The 15,842-nt window shown below is 66.4% G+C and carries 17 protein-coding genes; 14 read left to right on the top strand and 3 right to left on the bottom strand.

The features are described 5' to 3' along the window. Positions 1-32 precede the first annotated feature (32 nt). The 4 genes from ACPUER_RS17130 (at position 33) to ftsB (ending at position 4,439) form a co-directional block, all read left to right on the top strand. Positions 33-1,691 carry a CTP synthase gene (locus ACPUER_RS17130; protein WP_425131650.1) on the top strand — a complete coding sequence of 553 codons (1,659 nt, stop codon included), beginning with the start codon at positions 33-35 and terminating at the stop codon, positions 1,689-1,691. After that, positions 1,688-2,542, top strand: a complete 855-nt coding sequence (gene kdsA / locus ACPUER_RS17125; RefSeq protein WP_175961238.1) for a 3-deoxy-8-phosphooctulonate synthase — start codon at positions 1,688-1,690, stop codon at positions 2,540-2,542. Before ACPUER_RS17130 ends, kdsA begins: the two co-directional genes overlap by 4 nt. Positions 2,543-2,648: 106 nt before the next feature. Beyond that, the gene (gene eno / locus ACPUER_RS17120) at positions 2,649-3,932 is read left to right on the top strand and encodes a phosphopyruvate hydratase (protein WP_011352544.1); all 1,284 of its coding nucleotides are present in this window, start codon (positions 2,649-2,651) and stop codon (positions 3,930-3,932) included. Positions 3,933-4,013: 81 nt separating this feature from the next. After that, positions 4,014-4,439 carry a cell division protein FtsB gene (gene ftsB / locus ACPUER_RS17115; RefSeq protein ID WP_152857022.1) on the top strand — a complete coding sequence of 142 codons (426 nt, stop codon included), beginning with the start codon at positions 4,014-4,016 and terminating at the stop codon, positions 4,437-4,439. 85 nt (positions 4,440-4,524) lie between these two features. Here ftsB and ACPUER_RS17110 read toward each other — a convergent pair whose 3' ends face one another. The 3 genes from ACPUER_RS17110 to ACPUER_RS17100 all read right to left on the bottom strand — a co-directional run bounded on the left by ACPUER_RS17110 (position 4,525) and on the right by ACPUER_RS17100 (position 6,505). Further along, positions 4,525-4,875, bottom strand: a complete 351-nt coding sequence (locus ACPUER_RS17110) for a hypothetical protein (RefSeq protein ID WP_175961237.1) — start codon at positions 4,873-4,875, stop codon at positions 4,525-4,527. Between the two features lie 129 nt (positions 4,876-5,004). After that, positions 5,005-5,955, bottom strand: a complete 951-nt coding sequence (gene hslO / locus ACPUER_RS17105) for an Hsp33 family molecular chaperone HslO (RefSeq protein WP_034183574.1) — start codon at positions 5,953-5,955, stop codon at positions 5,005-5,007. A 25-nt stretch (positions 5,956-5,980) separates the two neighbouring features. Beyond that, positions 5,981-6,505: a gamma carbonic anhydrase family protein gene (locus ACPUER_RS17100; protein ID WP_034183575.1), complete on the bottom strand. Its 525-nt coding sequence runs from the start codon at positions 6,503-6,505 to the stop codon at positions 5,981-5,983. A 143-nt stretch (positions 6,506-6,648) separates the two neighbouring features. Between ACPUER_RS17100 and ACPUER_RS17095 the strand changes: the two genes are divergently transcribed. The 10 genes from ACPUER_RS17095 to ACPUER_RS17050 all read left to right on the top strand — a co-directional run bounded on the left by ACPUER_RS17095 (position 6,649) and on the right by ACPUER_RS17050 (position 15,733). Beyond that, positions 6,649-7,503 carry a ferritin-like domain-containing protein gene (locus tag ACPUER_RS17095; RefSeq protein ID WP_425131649.1) on the top strand — a complete coding sequence of 285 codons (855 nt, stop codon included), beginning with the start codon at positions 6,649-6,651 and terminating at the stop codon, positions 7,501-7,503. Positions 7,504-7,689: 186 nt separating this feature from the next. Then, on the top strand, positions 7,690-8,580 hold the full coding sequence (locus ACPUER_RS17090) for an alpha/beta fold hydrolase (RefSeq protein WP_072437009.1): 891 nt from the start codon (positions 7,690-7,692) through the stop codon (positions 8,578-8,580). Between the two features lie 88 nt (positions 8,581-8,668). Next, entirely contained in the window at positions 8,669-9,499 is an 831-nt protein-coding gene (locus ACPUER_RS17085; RefSeq protein ID WP_425131648.1) for a 3',5'-nucleoside bisphosphate phosphatase, read from the top strand. A 72-nt stretch (positions 9,500-9,571) separates the two neighbouring features. Further along, on the top strand, positions 9,572-10,204 hold the full coding sequence (locus tag ACPUER_RS17080) for an L-threonylcarbamoyladenylate synthase (RefSeq protein ID WP_175961233.1): 633 nt from the start codon (positions 9,572-9,574) through the stop codon (positions 10,202-10,204). A 51-nt stretch (positions 10,205-10,255) separates the two neighbouring features. Beyond that, positions 10,256-10,918 (top strand): site-2 protease family protein, encoded by a 663-nt coding sequence (locus tag ACPUER_RS17075; protein WP_175961232.1) that lies wholly within the window; start codon positions 10,256-10,258, stop codon positions 10,916-10,918. 8 nt (positions 10,919-10,926) lie between these two features. Then, positions 10,927-12,129, top strand: coding sequence for a tryptophan--tRNA ligase (locus ACPUER_RS17070; RefSeq protein WP_006487046.1), 1,203 nt, complete (start codon positions 10,927-10,929; stop codon positions 12,127-12,129). 14 nt (positions 12,130-12,143) lie between these two features. Continuing rightward, positions 12,144-12,746 (top strand): class I SAM-dependent methyltransferase, encoded by a 603-nt coding sequence (locus tag ACPUER_RS17065; protein ID WP_425131647.1) that lies wholly within the window; start codon positions 12,144-12,146, stop codon positions 12,744-12,746. Between the two features lie 46 nt (positions 12,747-12,792). Further along, positions 12,793-13,698: a 4-hydroxy-tetrahydrodipicolinate synthase gene (dapA, locus tag ACPUER_RS17060; protein WP_175961230.1), complete on the top strand. Its 906-nt coding sequence runs from the start codon at positions 12,793-12,795 to the stop codon at positions 13,696-13,698. A gap of 111 nt (positions 13,699-13,809) precedes the next feature. Continuing rightward, a complete protein-coding gene (gene bamC, locus ACPUER_RS17055) occupies positions 13,810-14,952 on the top strand; it encodes an outer membrane protein assembly factor BamC (RefSeq protein ID WP_175961229.1) in 1,143 nt (380 codons plus the stop codon). 4 nt (positions 14,953-14,956) lie between these two features. Then, the gene (locus ACPUER_RS17050) at positions 14,957-15,733 is read left to right on the top strand and encodes an MBL fold metallo-hydrolase (RefSeq protein ID WP_034183583.1); all 777 of its coding nucleotides are present in this window, start codon (positions 14,957-14,959) and stop codon (positions 15,731-15,733) included. The last annotated feature ends 109 nt before the right edge of the window (positions 15,734-15,842 follow it).

The following is a 15,842-nucleotide window of genomic DNA, read 5'->3' as shown; positions in this document are numbered from 1 at the left end:
GTATAATCCGTTTTTCCCGCGAGCATCCAGCGATGACCAAATATGTTTTCGTCACCGGCGGCGTAGTTTCTTCCCTTGGCAAGGGTATTGCCGCCGCTTCCCTCGCCGCGATCCTCGAATCGCGCGGTCTGAAAGTCACCCTCCTCAAACTCGATCCCTACATCAACGTCGACCCCGGCACGATGAGCCCGTTCCAGCACGGCGAAGTGTTTGTGACGGAAGACGGAGCGGAGACGGACCTCGACCTCGGCCACTATGAGCGCTTCATCAGCACGAAGATGCGCAAGGCCAACAACTTCACGACCGGCCAGATCTACGAATCGGTGATCCGCAAGGAACGCCGCGGCGACTATCTCGGCAAGACCGTGCAGGTCATTCCGCACATCACGAACGAAATCCAGGCGTTCATCGAGCGCGGGGCGGCATCGGCCACCTGCGGCGAGCCGGATGTCGCGATCGTCGAGATCGGCGGCACGGTCGGCGACATCGAGTCGCTGCCGTTCCTTGAAGCCGCGCGCCAGATGAGCCTGCGCCTCGGCCGCAACAGCGCGTGCTTCGTGCACCTGACGCTGGTGCCGTACGTCGCGACGGCCGGCGAGCTGAAGACGAAGCCGACCCAGCACAGCGTGCAGAAGCTGCGCGAGATCGGCATCCTGCCGCACGTGCTGCTGTGCCGCGCGGATCGCCGCATCCCCGACGACGAATCGAAGAAGATCTCGATGTTCTCGAATGTGCCGGAAGACGCCGTGATCTCGGTGTGGGACGCCGACAGCATCTACAAGATTCCGCAGATGCTGCACGACCAGGGCCTCGACAAGATCATCTGCGACGAGCTGAAGCTGACGCCGCACGATGCCGACCTGAGCATGTGGTCGGAGCTCGTCGAGAAGCTGGAGAACCCGAAGCACGAAGTGACGATCGGCATGGTCGGCAAGTACGTCGACCTGACCGAATCGTACAAGTCGCTGATCGAGGCGCTGCGTCACGCGTCGCTGCACACGTCGACCAAGGTCAACATCGAGTACATCGACTCGGAAGAGATCGAGACGAACGGCGTCGACAGCCTGAAGCACCTCGACGCGGTGCTGGTCCCGGGCGGTTTCGGCCGTCGCGGCACCGAAGGCAAGATCGCGGCGATCCGCTATGCGCGCGAGGCGAAGGTGCCTTATCTCGGCATCTGCCTCGGCATGCAGCTCGCGGTGATCGAGTTCGCGCGCGACGTCGTCGGCCTGAAGCAGGCGAACAGCACGGAATTCGATCCGGACACGCCGGAACGCGTGGTCGCGCTGATCACCGAGTGGTACGACCGCGACGGCAAGGTCGAGACGCGTACCGAGGAATCCGATCTCGGCGGCACGATGCGCCTCGGCTCGCAGCGCTGCCCGATCAAGCCCGGCACGATGGCGGAAGAAATCTACGGCAAGGACGTGAACGAGCGTCATCGCCACCGTTATGAAGTCAATAACCGCTTCGTGCCCCAGCTCGAAAGCGGCGGCCTTATCATCTGCGCGCGTACCCCGAGCGAGGATCTGCCGGAAATGATGGAGCTGCCGCGCTCGATGCACCCGTGGTTCGTCGGCGTCCAGTTCCACCCGGAATTCACGTCAACGCCGCGTGACGGTCATCCTCTCTTCAAGTCGTTCGTCGAAGCCGCGCTCGCCAACAAGCAAGCGCGCGGAGTGAAAGCATGAAGCTGTGCGATTTCGAGGTCGGTCTCGACAAGCCTTTCTTCCTGATCGCGGGTACCTGCGTCGTCGAATCGGAGCAAATGACGATCGACACGGCGGGCCGCCTGAAGGAGATCTGCGCGAAGCTGAACGTTCCGTTCATCTACAAGTCGTCGTACGACAAGGCGAACCGCAGCTCGGGCAAGTCGTTTCGCGGCCTCGGAATGGACGAGGGCCTGCGGATCCTGTCCGAGGTGAAGCGCCAGCTCGGCCTGCCGGTGCTGACCGACGTGCATTCGATCGACGAGATCGAGCAGGTCGCGTCGGTCGTCGACGTGCTGCAGACGCCCGCGTTCCTGTGCCGCCAGACCGATTTCATCCATGCGTGCGCGCGCTCGGGCAAGCCCGTCAACATCAAGAAGGGCCAGTTCCTCGCGCCGCACGACATGAAGAACGTGATCGACAAGGCGCGCGACGCGGCACGTGAAGCGGGGCTGTCGGAAGACCGCTTCATGGCGTGCGAGCGCGGCGTCTCGTTCGGCTACAACAACCTCGTGTCGGACATGCGTTCGCTCGCGATCATGCGCGAAACGAACGCGCCCGTCGTATTCGACGCGACCCACTCGGTGCAATTGCCGGGCGGGCAGGGCACGAGCTCGGGCGGCCAGCGCGAATTCGTGCCGGTGCTCGCGCGTGCGGCGGTCGCGACGGGCGTCGCCGGCCTCTTCATGGAAACGCACCCGAATCCGGCCGAGGCGAAGTCGGACGGCCCGAACGCGGTGCCGCTGAACCGGATGGGCGCGCTGCTGGAGACGCTCGTCACGCTCGACCAGGCGGTGAAGCGCAATCCGTTCCTGGAAAACGATTTCAATTAAAGATCGAATGAACCTTGCGACGGCTTCGCGCGTCAGTAGCGAAAGCGGTTCCGGCACGCACGCCGTCGCAGTTTGAAGAATCCATCGTCATTCTCAGAGGAAACCCATGAGTGCAATCGTAGATATCATCGGCCGCGAGATTCTGGATTCGCGCGGCAACCCCACCGTCGAATGCGACGTGCTGCTCGAATCGGGCACGATGGGCCGCGCGGCGGTGCCGTCGGGCGCGTCCACGGGCTCGCGTGAAGCGATCGAACTGCGCGACGGCGAAGCCGGCCGCTACAACGGCAAGGGCGTGCTGAAGGCAGTCGAGCACATCAACACCGAAATCTCCGAAGCCATCATGGGCCTCGACGCGTCGGAACAGGCGTTCCTCGACAAGACGCTGCTCGAGCTGGACGGCACCGACAACAAGTCGCGCCTCGGCGCGAACGCGATGCTGGCCGTGTCGATGGCCGTCGCGAAGGCTGCCGCCGAAGAGGCAGGCCTGCCGCTGTACCGCTATTTCGGCGGTTCGGGCGCGATGCAGCTGCCGGTGCCGATGATGAACATCGTCAACGGCGGCGCGCACGCGAACAACAGCCTCGACATCCAGGAATTCATGATCGTCCCGGTCAGCCAGCCGACGTTCCGTGAAGCCCTGCGTTGCGGCGCGGAAGTGTTCCACGCGCTGAAGAAGATCCTGAGCGACCGCGGCATGAGCACGGCAGTCGGCGACGAAGGCGGCTTCGCGCCGAACTTCGGCAGCAACGACGAATGCCTGTCGACGATCCTGCAGGCGATCGAGAAGGCCGGCTACCGCGCGGGCGAGGACGTGCTGCTCGCGCTCGACTGCGCGGCATCCGAGTTCTACCACGACGGCAAGTACCAGCTCGCGGGCGAAGGCCTGCAACTGTCGTCGGCCGAATTCACCGACTACCTCGCGACGCTCGCCGACAAGTTCCCGATCGTGTCGATCGAGGACGGCATGCACGAAAGCGACTGGGAAGGCTGGAAGCTGCTGACCGACCGCCTCGGCAAGAAGGTGCAGCTCGTCGGCGACGACCTGTTCGTCACGAACACGCGCATCCTGAAGGAAGGCATCGAGAAGGGCATCGCGAACTCGATCCTCATCAAGATCAACCAGATTGGTACGCTGACCGAAACGTTCGCGGCGATCGAAATGGCGAAGCGCGCGGGCTACACGGCCGTGATCTCGCACCGCTCGGGCGAAACGGAAGATTCGACGATCGCGGACATCGCGGTCGGTCTGAACGCCGGTCAGATCAAGACGGGTTCGCTGTCGCGCAGCGACCGCATCTCGAAGTACAACCAGCTGCTGCGCATCGAGGAAGATCTCGGCGACATCGCGAGCTACCCGGGTAAATCGGCTTTCTATAACCTGCGCTAACGCGCTAATATCGGGTTCGTCATATCGACGCCGCTCTGTGCCTGTGCGCGGAGCGGCGCTTCTTATATCTGCGTCTCTTACATGCGGCTTGTCACTGTCGTCCTGATTGCCTTGCTGGCGCTCATTCAGTACCCCCTATGGTGGGGACACGGCGGCTGGCTGCGGGTGCATGAATTGCGTCAGCAGCTCGGCGACCAGCTCCAGAAGAATGCAGACGAGAAGCTGCGCAACGAGCGGACCGCAGGCGAAGTGCAGGATCTGCAGAGTGGCACCGCGGCCATCGAGGAGCGCGCGCGCTACGAGATGGGCATGGTGAAGGACGGCGAAGTATTCGTACAGTTCGTGTCGCCGAATGCACCGGCGGTGCCGCTGAACAACACGCCTTCGAACACGTCGACGCGCGGTGCCGTGTCGGCGGCGCCGGTGCGTGTCGTGCCGAATCCGCAGTCGATCGCGAAGCCGTCGCGGCATCATGGCGGCGACAAGGGCAAGGCCGCGCATCACTGAGCGCGGTAGCTCGAATCATTGAAAAAGCGCGGGAAATGCCGCGCTTTTTTATTTCCTGCCAGTGTTCAATCGGCCGGGCGATCGCTTACCACCACCAGCCCGGGTAGCCGTAGCTGATGCCCGTTCCCCAGCGATTTCCCCATCCGCCGTAATACCCGCCATAGAAGGTCACGGGCGGCGGCGAGTAATAGGCCCACGCGCGCGCGGCTGCCTCGGCCGCCATCGCGCTGTTCTGTTCGCGCAGCACCTGCTGGTCGATCTCGTCGTAGCGCTTGCGTTCGGCGCTCGACAGCACGGGCGGCCGGCCGCCCGACGCGCCCGGTTCGGGCAGGCGGCTCAGGATCGTGGAGGACGGCGGTGGCATCGCGCAGCCGGCAAGGGCGAGCGCACCGGCGGCAACGCTCGTCAGGACGATGGTGCGAATCGGACGATTCATGTGTTTCTCCTGCAGCGCGCCGACCGCGGGAAGCGGCTTGCGCCGAAGGCCGAGCCTTCGGCGTCGTGCGTGCGGCGCTCGTGCGTCATTATGCGCCCGCGCCCGGACGGCGGGCATCGGGCGCGCCGCTCAGTGACGCTGGCCGGTTGCCGGCGCGATGCCGGTCTCGACGCCGGGCGCCGCGAACAACTGCGCGACGTCGACAGGATCGAATTCGTAGCGCTGGTTGCAGAACTCGCAGTGGATCTCGACGTGGCCGCGCTCGACGATCACGCTGTCGACTTCGTCGCGGCCGAGCATGCGCAGCATCGCACCGACCTTCTCGCGCGAGCATGAGCACTGGAAGCGCGTGCCGGCCGGCTCGAAGTGCTGAACGTTCTCCTGCCAGAATAGTCGGCGGAACACGACTTCCGGTTCGACCTCGAGCAGCTCCTTCGCGGACAGCGTGCCGCCGAGCGTGCAGACGCGCTCCCACGTGTCGATATCGGTTTCGGCGTTGCGCGGCACGATGCCGCCGTCGCCCGGCAGTTTCTGCAGCAGCATGCCGACCGCGCGGTCGCGATCGGCCGCGAGCCACAGCCGCGTGTCGAGCTGCTCCGAGTGATGCATGTAATGCTCGAGCACCTGCGACACCGACTCGAGCGGGCCGTCGACGCCGTTCAGCGGCACGATGCCCTGGTACGGCTGCTGGCCCGGCAGCTTGTCGGCCGGGTCGAGCGTGATCACGCAGCGGCCGTGGCCGCTCGCGTTGACGAGCGACGCGAAACTCGTGTCGTCGCCGATCGTTTGCGCCGCGTCGCCGGAGAATTTCGCGGTGGCCCGCATCGACAGATCCGAACCGCACTGGACGACCAGCATCTGAACCGGCCCGTCGCCGAAGATCTGCATGATCAGGGTGCCGTGAAATTTCAGGTTCGCGGACAGCAGCGCGCACGCGGCCATCATCTCGCCGAGCACCGTGCGCACGGGGGCAGGGTAGTCGCGGCGGGCGAGCACTTCCTGCCACGTATTGCGCAGCGAAACGATCTCGCCGCGCACCGGCGCCGCATTGAACATGAATTTCTGTAACTGGTCGCTCACTCTTCTTCCTTGAAATCCGCGCGAATCACCCGATCCGCACGAGTTGCTCCTTGAAATGCGCACGCCGCTCGACATACGTCTTCGCGTTCGCGCGCAGCCGCGCGATGTCTTCTGCCGACAGCTCGCGCACGACTTTCGCCGGTGCGCCGAGAATCAGCGAATTGTCCGGGAACGTCTTGCCTTCCGTCACGACCGCGCCGGCACCAACCAGACAGTTGCGGCCGATGACCGCTCCATTCAAGACCACCGCCTGAATACCGATCAGCGAACCTTCGCCGATCGTGCAGCCGTGCAGCATCGCCTGGTGCCCGATCGTCACGTTTTCGGCAATCGTCAGCGGAAAACCGGGGTCCGTGTGCAGTACCGCGCCTTCCTGGACGTTGCTGCCGGCGCCGACGGCAATCGTCTCGTTGTCGCCGCGTATCGTCGCGCCGAACCAGACGCTCGCGTTTTCCTCGAGCACGACCTTGCCGATGATGGCCGCCGTATCGGCGACGAATACGCTTTCGTGGATCGTCGGGGCCGTATCGCCCAGCTTGTAGATCGTCACGGAGTCTCCTTGTCTCTTCGGTAATGGGCGCCGGTAGAATGACGCGTCTGGTTTGCCCGGCGCATGGCGCCGCGGAACGATCGCATATTGTAAACCGTCGCGTGCGTGCGCTCCCGCGATGCGCATGCAGGGTGTCCCCGTTTATGAGCATGGAGTCTTCTTCTTTCGGTCATCCGGCCTGCGTGCGCCACGCCGCGCTCGACGCGCTGCGCGCATCCGAACCGGCGGCCAAGGCCGCGCAGGTGCGTTCGCTGTACGACGCGCTGCTGGCCGGGCGGGCCGCGATCGCGCCGTCGCTCGAACTGCGCGAACCAGCCGGCCTGCCCGGGCGCCCGGCGCGTCCGGCGCTGGTCGAGCCGCGCCAGCTCGGGCGGCGCAGCATGCGTTCGCCCGAAGGGCGCGCGGTGCTGCTGCACGCGCTCGCCCATATCGAATTCAATGCGATCAATCTGGCGCTCGACGCGGTCTGGCGCTTTGCGGGCCTGCCGGACGCGTTTTATGCGGACTGGCTGAAGGTCGCGGCCGAGGAGGCCTATCACTTCACGCTGCTGTCCGACCGGCTGGCAGCATTCGGGCATGCGTACGGCGATTTTCCCGCGCACAACGGGCTGTGGGAGATGTGCGAGCGGACCAAGGGCGATGTGCTGGCGCGCATGGCGCTCGTGCCGCGCACGCTCGAGGCCCGCGGGCTCGATGCTTCGCCGCCGATCCGTGCGCGGCTCGTACAGGCGGGCGACCATGCGTCGGCCGCGATCCTCGATGTGATCCTGCGCGACGAGGTCGGTCATGTCGCGATCGGCAACCGCTGGTTCCGGTATCTGTGCGACGAAACCGGCCGCGATCCGGTGCCGGCCTACCGCCAGCTCGCCGAGCAATACCACGCGCCACGGCTGCGCGGCCCGTTCAACTTCGATGCGCGTCGCGATGCCGGATTCGAGCAGGCCGAACTCGACGAACTGGCCGCGCAGGACGCAGCGGCCGGAAACGCCGCGCGTTAGCAGGATCGCGTCCGGCTGCGTGCTGTTTGCCGCCAGGCCGGCCCGCGCCCGGCTGGTGGCGGTCCCCGGCAGACCCTTGACGACCCTTGACGACCCGGCCGCTAGAGCTTGACCTCGAATGCCGACCGCCGGAACGGAGGCGTCGCCGCTATAATCGAACGATCATTCTTTTTTCTGGCGGCTGCAATGAGTGCGTCGAGTTCTGTTTCCGATTTCGTCACGGTGCGCGGCGTGAAGCTGCATGTGCGGCGCTGGGGCCGGCCCGATGCGCCGACGCTGTTCATGCTGCACGGCTGGATGGACGTTGCGGCGTCGTTCCAGTTCGTCGTCGATGCGCTCGCGGGCGACTGGCAGGTGATCGCGCCCGATGCGCGCGGCTTCGGGCTGTCCGACTGGCCGGTCGCGCGGCAGGGCGGCGGCCACTACTGGTTCCACGAATACCTGGGCGACCTCGATGCGCTCGTCGATCACTATGCGCCGACCGGCGAAGTCAACCTGGTCGGGCACAGCATGGGCGCGAACGTCGTGTGCCTGTACGCGGGCGCGCGGCCGGAACGCGTGCGGCGCGTGGTCGACCTCGAGGGTTTCGGGCTCGCGCCCGCGCGGGCCGAGCAGGCGCCGCGCCGGCTGCGCGGCTGGCTGGACGAACTGCGTGAACCGCCCGCGCTGCGCCCTTACGCGTCCCTCGACGACGTGGCGGCGCGCCTGACCAGGACCAATCCGCGGCTCGACCCGCGCCGCGCCGCGTTCCTCGCCGCGCACTGGTCGAAGCGCGGCGACGACGGCCTCTATCACCTGCTGGCCGACCCCGCGCACAAGATGCCGGGGCCGCTGCTGTACCGGCTCGACGAGGTGATGGCCACCTGGGCGCAGGTGCGCGCGAAGGTGCTGCACGTCGAGGCCGTCAATTCGCCGACGCTCGCGCACCTCGCCGGCGACATCCCGCTGCCGGAATTCAAGGCGCGTTTCAACGCGTTCCCCGACTGGCGCGAGAAGCTCGTCGAGGATGCCGGCCACATGGTGCATCACGACCAGCCCGAGCAGATTGCGGCGCTGATCGAGGCGTTCTGCGCGTAGGTCTGCGACGGCGACGGCGGCGGCGGGGCAGGCTGGCGGTGCAATTGCCGCATTGCAGTAGAATGAAGCCTTACCTGCCATGCCGACAATGAACGCTGATCTCCACTGCCATTCGAATGTTTCCGACGGGTTGCTGTCGCCTGCCGACGTCGCGCGCCGCGCCCATGCCGGCGGCGTGACCCTGTGGGCGCTGACCGACCACGACGAGATCGGCGGCCAGGCTGAGGCGCGCAGCGAGGCGGAAGCGCTCGGCATGCGTTACCTGAGCGGCGTCGAGATTTCGGTCACGTGGGCATCGCGCACCGTGCACATCGTCGGCCTGGACATCGATCCCGCGAACCCGACGCTCGTCGACGGCCTGTACCGCACGCGTCACGGCCGTGCCGCGCGCGCGCTGGCGATCGGCGCGCAGCTCGCGACACTCGGCATCCCCGGCGCGTATGAAGGCGCGCTGAAGTACGTATCGAATCCCGACCTGATCTCGCGCACGCACTTCGCGCGGTTTCTCGTCGAGCACGGCCACGCCGAATCGACGTCCGACGTGTTCGACCGCCTGCTCGGCGACGGCAAGCCCGGGTTCGTCCCGCATCGCTGGGCCGCGCTGTCCGATGCGGTCGGGTGGATCCGCGCGGCGGGCGGCGAAGCCGTGGTCGCGCATCCGGGCCGTTACCGCTATACGCCCGTCGAATTCGACGCGTTCTTCGGCGAGTTCATCGAGCTGGGCGGCCGCGCGATCGAGGTCATCACGGGCAGCCACACGCCCGATCAGTACCGCGAATATGCGGACGTTGCCCGCCGCTTCGGCTTCGAAGCGTCGCGCGGCTCGGATTTCCATGCGCCGGGCGAGGGCCGCGTCGAGCTCGGCAGCCTGCCGCCGCTGCCGTCCGACCTGACGCCGGTCTGGGAGCGCTGGCTCTGACGCCGGGCGGCTGCCCGTCGCCCGCGTCGTGGCCGACGCGCGCATCCGACTTCTCCCTCTTTACCTGCTTCCATGTCCCAGTTCTTCAGGATTCATCCGGATAATCCGCAGCCGCGCCTGATCAAGCAGGCCGTCGAGATCGTCAGCAAGGGCGGCGTGATCGCGATGCCGACCGATTCGAGCTATGCGCTCGCGTGCCATCTCGACGACAAGGATGCGATCGAGCGGGTGCGCCGGATTCGCGGCCTCGACGAGAAACGGCACCTGTCGCTGCTCGTGCGCGACCTGTCGGAGCTCGCCAACTTCGCGATGGTCGACAACCGCCAGTACCGGCAGATCAAGTCGGTGACGCCGGGCCCGTATGTATTCATCCTGCAGGCGACGAAGGAAGTGCCGCGCCGGCTGTCGCATCCGTCGCGCAAGACGATCGGGCTGCGTGTGCCCGATCACGCGATCACGCTCGCGCTGCTGGAATCGCTCGGCCAGCCGCTGCTCGGCACGACGCTGATCCTGCCGCCGGACGACGAGCCGCTCAACGATCCCGACGACATCCGTGCACGGCTCGAGAAACAGGTCGATCTCGTGATCGACGGCGGCGCGTGCCCGCGCGAGCCGTCGACGGTGATCGACCTGACCGGCGACGCGCCGGAACTCGTGCGCGCGGGGCGCGGCGCGCTCGAACCGTTCGGACTCTCGGCCGCGTAAGCACGCGCCGTTCCAATTTTTGCGCGAGTGCGCTTGTTACAATAACGCGATATGGATGCTTCCCTGATACAGACCATCGCCGTCTACGCGCTGCCCGTGATCTTCGCGATCACGTTGCACGAGGCCGCGCACGGCTACGCCGCCCGCCTGCTCGGCGACAACACCGCCTACGTGATGGGGCGCGTGTCGTTCAATCCGATGCGCCATATCGACCCGATCGGCACGATCGCGATCCCGCTCGCGATGTATTTCCTGACGGGCGGCGCGTTCCTGTTCGGCTATGCGAAGCCGGTGCCGGTTTCGTTCGGCAACCTTCGCGATCCGCGCTGGGGCAGCCTGTGGGTAGCGCTCGCGGGCCCGGCCTGCAACTTCGTGCAGGCGCTGATCTGGGGCCTGCTGACTCTCGTGCTGCCGGCGGTCGGCATCGACGAGCCGTTCTTCACGCGGATGGCGTTTGCCGGCGTCAGCGCGAACCTCGTGCTCGGCGTGCTGAACCTGTTTCCGCTGCCGCCGCTCGACGGCGGCCGCATCCTGGCGGCGCTGCTGCCGCCGAAACAATCGATCGCGCTGTCGCGCATCGAGCCGTACGGTTTCATCATCGTCCTCGTGCTGGTCGCGACGGGCGTGCTGACGAACTTCTGGCTGCGCCCGCTCGTCAACGTCGGCTATGCCGTGCTGAGCGCCATCCTGTCTCCATTCGCCTCGCTTTTCTAACGACAATCATGTTCCCAGAACGTATTTTCTCCGGCATGCGACCCACCGGGTCGCTGCACCTCGGTCATTACCACGGCGTGCTGAAAAACTGGGTGAAACTGCAGTCCGAGTACCCGTGCTTCTTCTGCGTCGTCGACTGGCATGCGCTGACGACGCACTACGAGACTCCCGAGGTCATCGAGAAGAACGTCTGGGACGTGCTGATCGACTGGCTCGCGTCCGGCATCGATCCGGCGCAGGCGACGCTGTTCATCCAGAGCAAGGTGCCCGAGCATGCGGAGCTCGCGCTGCTGCTCGGCATGAGCACGCCGCTCGGCTGGCTCGAACGCGTGCCGACCTACAAGGAGCAGATGGAGAAGCTGAAGGACAAGGACCTGTCGACCTACGGCTTCCTCGGCTACCCGGTGCTGATGGCGGCCGACATCCTGCTGTATCGCGGCTCGCTCGTGCCGGTCGGCGAGGATCAGGTGCCGCACGTCGAGATGACGCGCGAGATCGCGCGCCGCTTCAACTACCTGTACGGTCGTGAGCCCGGTTTCGAGGAGAAGGCGCTCGAGGCCGCGAAGAAGCTCGGCGGCAAGCGCGCGAAGCTCTATCACGAGCTGCGCAACGCGTATCAGCAGGAAGGCGACGACGAGGCGCTCGAACAGGCGCGTGCGATGCTGCAGGAATCGCAGAGCCTGTCGATGAGCGACCGCGAGCGCCTGTTCGGCTATCTCGAAGGCGCGCGCAAGATCATCCTCGTCGAGCCGCAGGCGCTCCTGACCGAAGCGTCCCGGATGCCGGGCCTCGACGGGCAGAAGATGTCCAAGTCGTACGGCAACACGATCGGCCTGCGTGAAGACGCAGAGACGATCACGAAGAAGGTCCGCACGATGCCGACCGATCCGGCGCGCGTGCGCCGCACCGATCCGGGCGATCCCGACAAGTGCCCGGTGTGGCAGCTGCACCAGGTCTACACGGACGAAGCGACGCACGAGTGGGTGCAGAAGGGCTGCCGCTCGGCGGGCATCGGCTGCCTCGACTGCAAGCAGCCGGTCGTCGAAGGCATCCTGCGCGAGCAGCAGCCGATGCTCGAGCGCGCGCAGAAGTACATGGACGATCCGTCGCTGCTGCGCGCGATCGTCGCGGACGGTTGCGACAAGGCGCGCAAGTACGCGACGGAAACGATGCGCGACGTGCGCGACGCGATGGGCCTGTCGTACAACTGATCCGGTCCGCGCACATGAACGAATCCGTCATCGTCGCCGCGGGCGGCCACGTCGCACAGGCCGAGCCGTCGCGCTGGGTCGCCCGGTGGTCGCCGCTCGTTCCGGCGGGCGGCGCGGTGCTCGACGTTGCCGCGGGCGGCGGCCGCCATGCGCGCTGGTTCGCGTCGCACGGGCATCCGGTCGTCGCGCTCGACCGCGACCCGGCCGCGCTGGCCGCGTTGCGCACGATCGCGGGCGTCGATGCGCGCGACGCCGACCTCGAAGGCGCGCCGTGGCCGTTGCCGGCCGGTGAGCGGTTTTCCGCCGTGATCGTTACCCATTATCTGCACCGTCCGCTCTGGCCCCATCTGCTCGATGCAGTTGCGCCGGGCGGCGTGCTCATCTACGAAACTTTCGCGCAAGGAAACGAAACGGTCGGCAAACCGTCCAACCCCGCGTTCCTGCTCGCCCCGGGCGAGCTGCTGGACGCCGTGCACGGCCGCCTGCGGGTGGTCGCGTACGAGGACGGTTTCGTCGCCGCGCCGCGCGAGGCGTTCGTCCAGCGTCTCTGCGCAGTGCGCGAGGGCGCGACCCCGAAGGCGGGGGCGGGAATTCCACGTTACGAACTGCCCGGCTAATCCGCTACAATCTCAACGTTTACCGGTACACAATCAATCGCGTTTCATGGCTAACGGCACCCAAGACGGCATTCAAATCCGCGGCAGCATCCCCGCGATCGTCACCCCGATGCTCGAAGACGGCAGTCTCGACCTGCCGGCGTTTCGCAAACTGATCGACTGGCACATCGCGGAAGGCACCGATGCGCTCGTCGTGGTCGGTACGAGCGGCGAGTCGGCAACGCTCAACGTCGAAGAGCACATCCTGATGATCCGCACGGCGGTCGAGCATGCGGCGAAACGCATCCCGATCATCGCGGGCGCGGGCGGCAACTCGACCGCCGAGGCGATCGAGCTGACGAAGCACGCGAAATCGGTCGGCGCGGACGCGACGCTGCAGGTCGTGCCGTACTACAACAAGCCGACGCAGGAAGGCATGTACCGTCACTTCAGGACGATCGCCGAAGCGGTCGACCTGCCGGTGATCCTGTACAACGTGCCGGGCCGCACGGTCGCCGATATGGCGAACGAGACGATGCTGCGTCTCGCGCAGGTGCCGGGCATCATCGGCGTGAAGGAAGCGACCGGCAACATCGATCGCGCCGCGCACCTGATCAAGGCCGCGCCGAAGCATTTCGCGATCTACAGCGGCGACGATCCGACCGCGATCGCGCTGATGCTGCTCGGCGGCCACGGCAACATCTCGGTGACGGCGAACGTCGCGCCGCGCGCGATGAGCGAGCTGTGCCGCGCGGCGCTGGCCGGCGACGTGCAGACGGCCCGCGAACTGCACATGAAGCTGCTGTCGCTGCACAAGAACCTGTTCATCGAGGCGAACCCGATTCCGGTGAAGTGGGCGCTGCAGGCGATGGGCAAGATGCAGGGCGGCATCCGGCTGCCGCTCACGGCGCTCGACGAGCGCTGCCACGATGCCGTGCGTTCGGCCCTCGTCGAGGCCGGCGTCCTCGCCTGATGCCGAGGCGGCCGCGTCCTGCGGCCGCCGGCTCGACCCCTGATCAACCCGCACCGGCCGGCTCCGTCCGGCGCCGCTCCTGACGAGCGTTCAAGCAAGACGAAGGATTTCATGAAACGTTTCGCCTTTTCCTCTCGCGCCATCCAGATGTCGATGGTGGCGCTGGCGCTGGGCGCGCTCGCTGGCTGCGATACGCTGAACGACTACCTGGCTCCCGACCGGGTCAACTACAAGAACACCGGTTCGGCGCCGCCGCTCGCGGTGCCGAGCGACCTGAAGCCGGTGCCGACGACCCAGCAGTTCGTCGCGCCGCCGACCAACGCGGGGCTCGGCACGCTGCCGCCGCGGGCCACGACGCAGGCCGGCAACGCGACCGACGGCATCCCGAGCGCGCAGGATCCGCTCGGCATGCACATCGAGCGCGATGGCGATCGCCGCTGGCTCGTCGTCGATGGCCGGACGCCCGAGCAGCTGTGGCCGATCCTGAAGGAGTTCTGGCAGGAGAACGGCTTCTCGCTGAAGACCGACGCGCCGTCGACGGGCATCATGGCCACCGACTGGGCCGAGAACCGCGCGAACATTCCCGACGACTGGTTCCGCCGCACGATCGGCAAGGTCATCGATTTCGCGTACTCGTCCGGCACGCGCGACCGTTTCCGTACGCTCGTGAACCGCACGTCGGACGGCAATACCGACATCTCGATCACGCACAGCGCGATGGAAGAAATGATGGTCGGCCCGCAGGGCGGCACGTCGTCGCGCTGGGAAGAGCGTCCGCGCAACCCGGTGCTCGAAGCCGTGTTCCTGTCGAAGCTGATGCAGAAGTTCGGCCTGACCGACGCGCAGGCGAAGCAACTGCTGACCGATGCGCGTCCCGCGACGGCGCCGGCGCAGGTCAGCGACACGAGTAGCGGCGCGGCGACGCTGCAACTGGCCGAGTCGTTCGACCGGGCGTGGCTGCGCGTGGGCCTCGCGCTCGACCGTACCAACTTCACGGTCGACAATCGCGACCGCGAGAAGGGCGTGTACACCGTGCGCTATGCGAATTCGATGGAAGAGCTCAAGCGCGACGGCCTGTTCGGCAAGCTGTTCTACGGCGGTCCGGCGGCGGCGAAGCCGGGCAGGGAATTCCTGGTCAACGTGCGTGCGCAAGGCAATGGCGCGCAGGTCGCTGTGGTTGGCGCAAACGGCCAGATCGACAACTCGTCGGACGCGCAGCGGATCATTTCGCTGCTGCACGCGCAGCTGAACTGAGCGCGTGCGATTCGCCAGCCTCGGAAGCGGCAGCGAAGGCAACGCGCTGGTCGTCGAGGCCTCGAGCGGCACGACGACCACCCGCGTGCTGCTAGACTGCGGTTTTTCCGCCAAGGAGGTCGAGCGCCGGCTCGGCCGACTGAATCTCGGCATCGATGATCTCGATGCGATCCTCATCACCCATGAACACAGCGACCACGTCGGCAGCGCGCTGACGCTCGCCCGGCGCGCGTCGCTACCGCTCTATATGAGCTGGGGCACCGCGCGCGCGGTAGGCGCGGACGAAGCCGATGTCGATCTCCACGTGCTGTGGGGCGACGAGACGGCCGCGATACGCGATCTGGCCGTCATGCCCTATACGGTTCCTCACGATGCGCGCGAACCGCTCCAGTTCGTCTTTATGGACGGCTGCAGCCGGCTCGGCGTGCTGACGGACGTCGGGATGGCCACGCCGCACATCACGGCCGTCCTGAGCGGCTGTGACGCGCTGGTGCTCGAATCCAACCATGACCCCGCGATGCTGGCCGCGAGCCGCTATCCGCAGTCGCTGAAGGCGCGGATCGGCGGCAACCACGGCCACCTGAGCAACGACGCGGCGGCGGACATCCTCGCGTCGCTCGAACGCAGCCGCCTCAAGCACCTGGTCGCTGCGCACCTGAGCCAGCAGAACAACCTGCCGGAACTGGCGCGCCAGGCGTTTGCCGGCGTGCTGGGGACGAGCGGGGAGGAGGTGGTCGTGGCCACGCAGGACGCGGGATTCGATTGGCTGATGCTCGGATGAGCGGGGCAGTGCCGCTGCGTAAGCGCTCGACACGTACCGTCTGTTCATGAGGGCGCGGCACCGGCAATCTGATTCCCATCAGATGTAATGGGAATCAGATTGATGAAGC

Origin of the sequence: Burkholderia sp. DN3021, from assembly GCF_049805555.1 — a bacterium.
In the GTDB taxonomy this organism is placed as follows: Bacteria; Pseudomonadota; Gammaproteobacteria; order Burkholderiales; family Burkholderiaceae; genus Burkholderia; species Burkholderia pyrrocinia_C.
The sequence above is the reverse complement of the archived record's forward strand: the minus strand, read 5'-3'. Positions and strand labels throughout refer to the sequence as shown.

Bases quoted from the DNA above. Each gene is read 5' to 3' on its own strand.
- ACPUER_RS17130 (WP_425131650.1), top strand. From the start codon at position 33: ATGACCAAATATGTTTTCGTCACCGGCGGCGTAGTTTCTTCCCTTGGC.
- kdsA (WP_175961238.1), top strand. From the start codon at position 1,688: ATGAAGCTGTGCGATTTCGAGGTCGGTCTCGACAAGCCTTTCTTCCTG.
- eno (WP_011352544.1), top strand. From the start codon at position 2,649: ATGAGTGCAATCGTAGATATCATCGGCCGCGAGATTCTGGATTCGCGC.
- ftsB (WP_152857022.1), top strand. From the start codon at position 4,014: ATGCGGCTTGTCACTGTCGTCCTGATTGCCTTGCTGGCGCTCATTCAG.
- ACPUER_RS17110 (WP_175961237.1), bottom strand. From the start codon at position 4,875: ATGAATCGTCCGATTCGCACCATCGTCCTGACGAGCGTTGCCGCCGGT.
- ACPUER_RS17095 (WP_425131649.1), top strand. From the start codon at position 6,649: ATGAGCATGGAGTCTTCTTCTTTCGGTCATCCGGCCTGCGTGCGCCAC.
- ACPUER_RS17090 (WP_072437009.1), top strand. From the start codon at position 7,690: ATGAGTGCGTCGAGTTCTGTTTCCGATTTCGTCACGGTGCGCGGCGTG.
- ACPUER_RS17085 (WP_425131648.1), top strand. From the start codon at position 8,669: ATGAACGCTGATCTCCACTGCCATTCGAATGTTTCCGACGGGTTGCTG.
- ACPUER_RS17080 (WP_175961233.1), top strand. From the start codon at position 9,572: ATGTCCCAGTTCTTCAGGATTCATCCGGATAATCCGCAGCCGCGCCTG.
- ACPUER_RS17075 (WP_175961232.1), top strand. From the start codon at position 10,256: ATGGATGCTTCCCTGATACAGACCATCGCCGTCTACGCGCTGCCCGTG.
- ACPUER_RS17070 (WP_006487046.1), top strand. From the start codon at position 10,927: ATGTTCCCAGAACGTATTTTCTCCGGCATGCGACCCACCGGGTCGCTG.
- ACPUER_RS17065 (WP_425131647.1), top strand. From the start codon at position 12,144: ATGAACGAATCCGTCATCGTCGCCGCGGGCGGCCACGTCGCACAGGCC.
- dapA (WP_175961230.1), top strand. From the start codon at position 12,793: ATGGCTAACGGCACCCAAGACGGCATTCAAATCCGCGGCAGCATCCCC.
- bamC (WP_175961229.1), top strand. From the start codon at position 13,810: ATGAAACGTTTCGCCTTTTCCTCTCGCGCCATCCAGATGTCGATGGTG.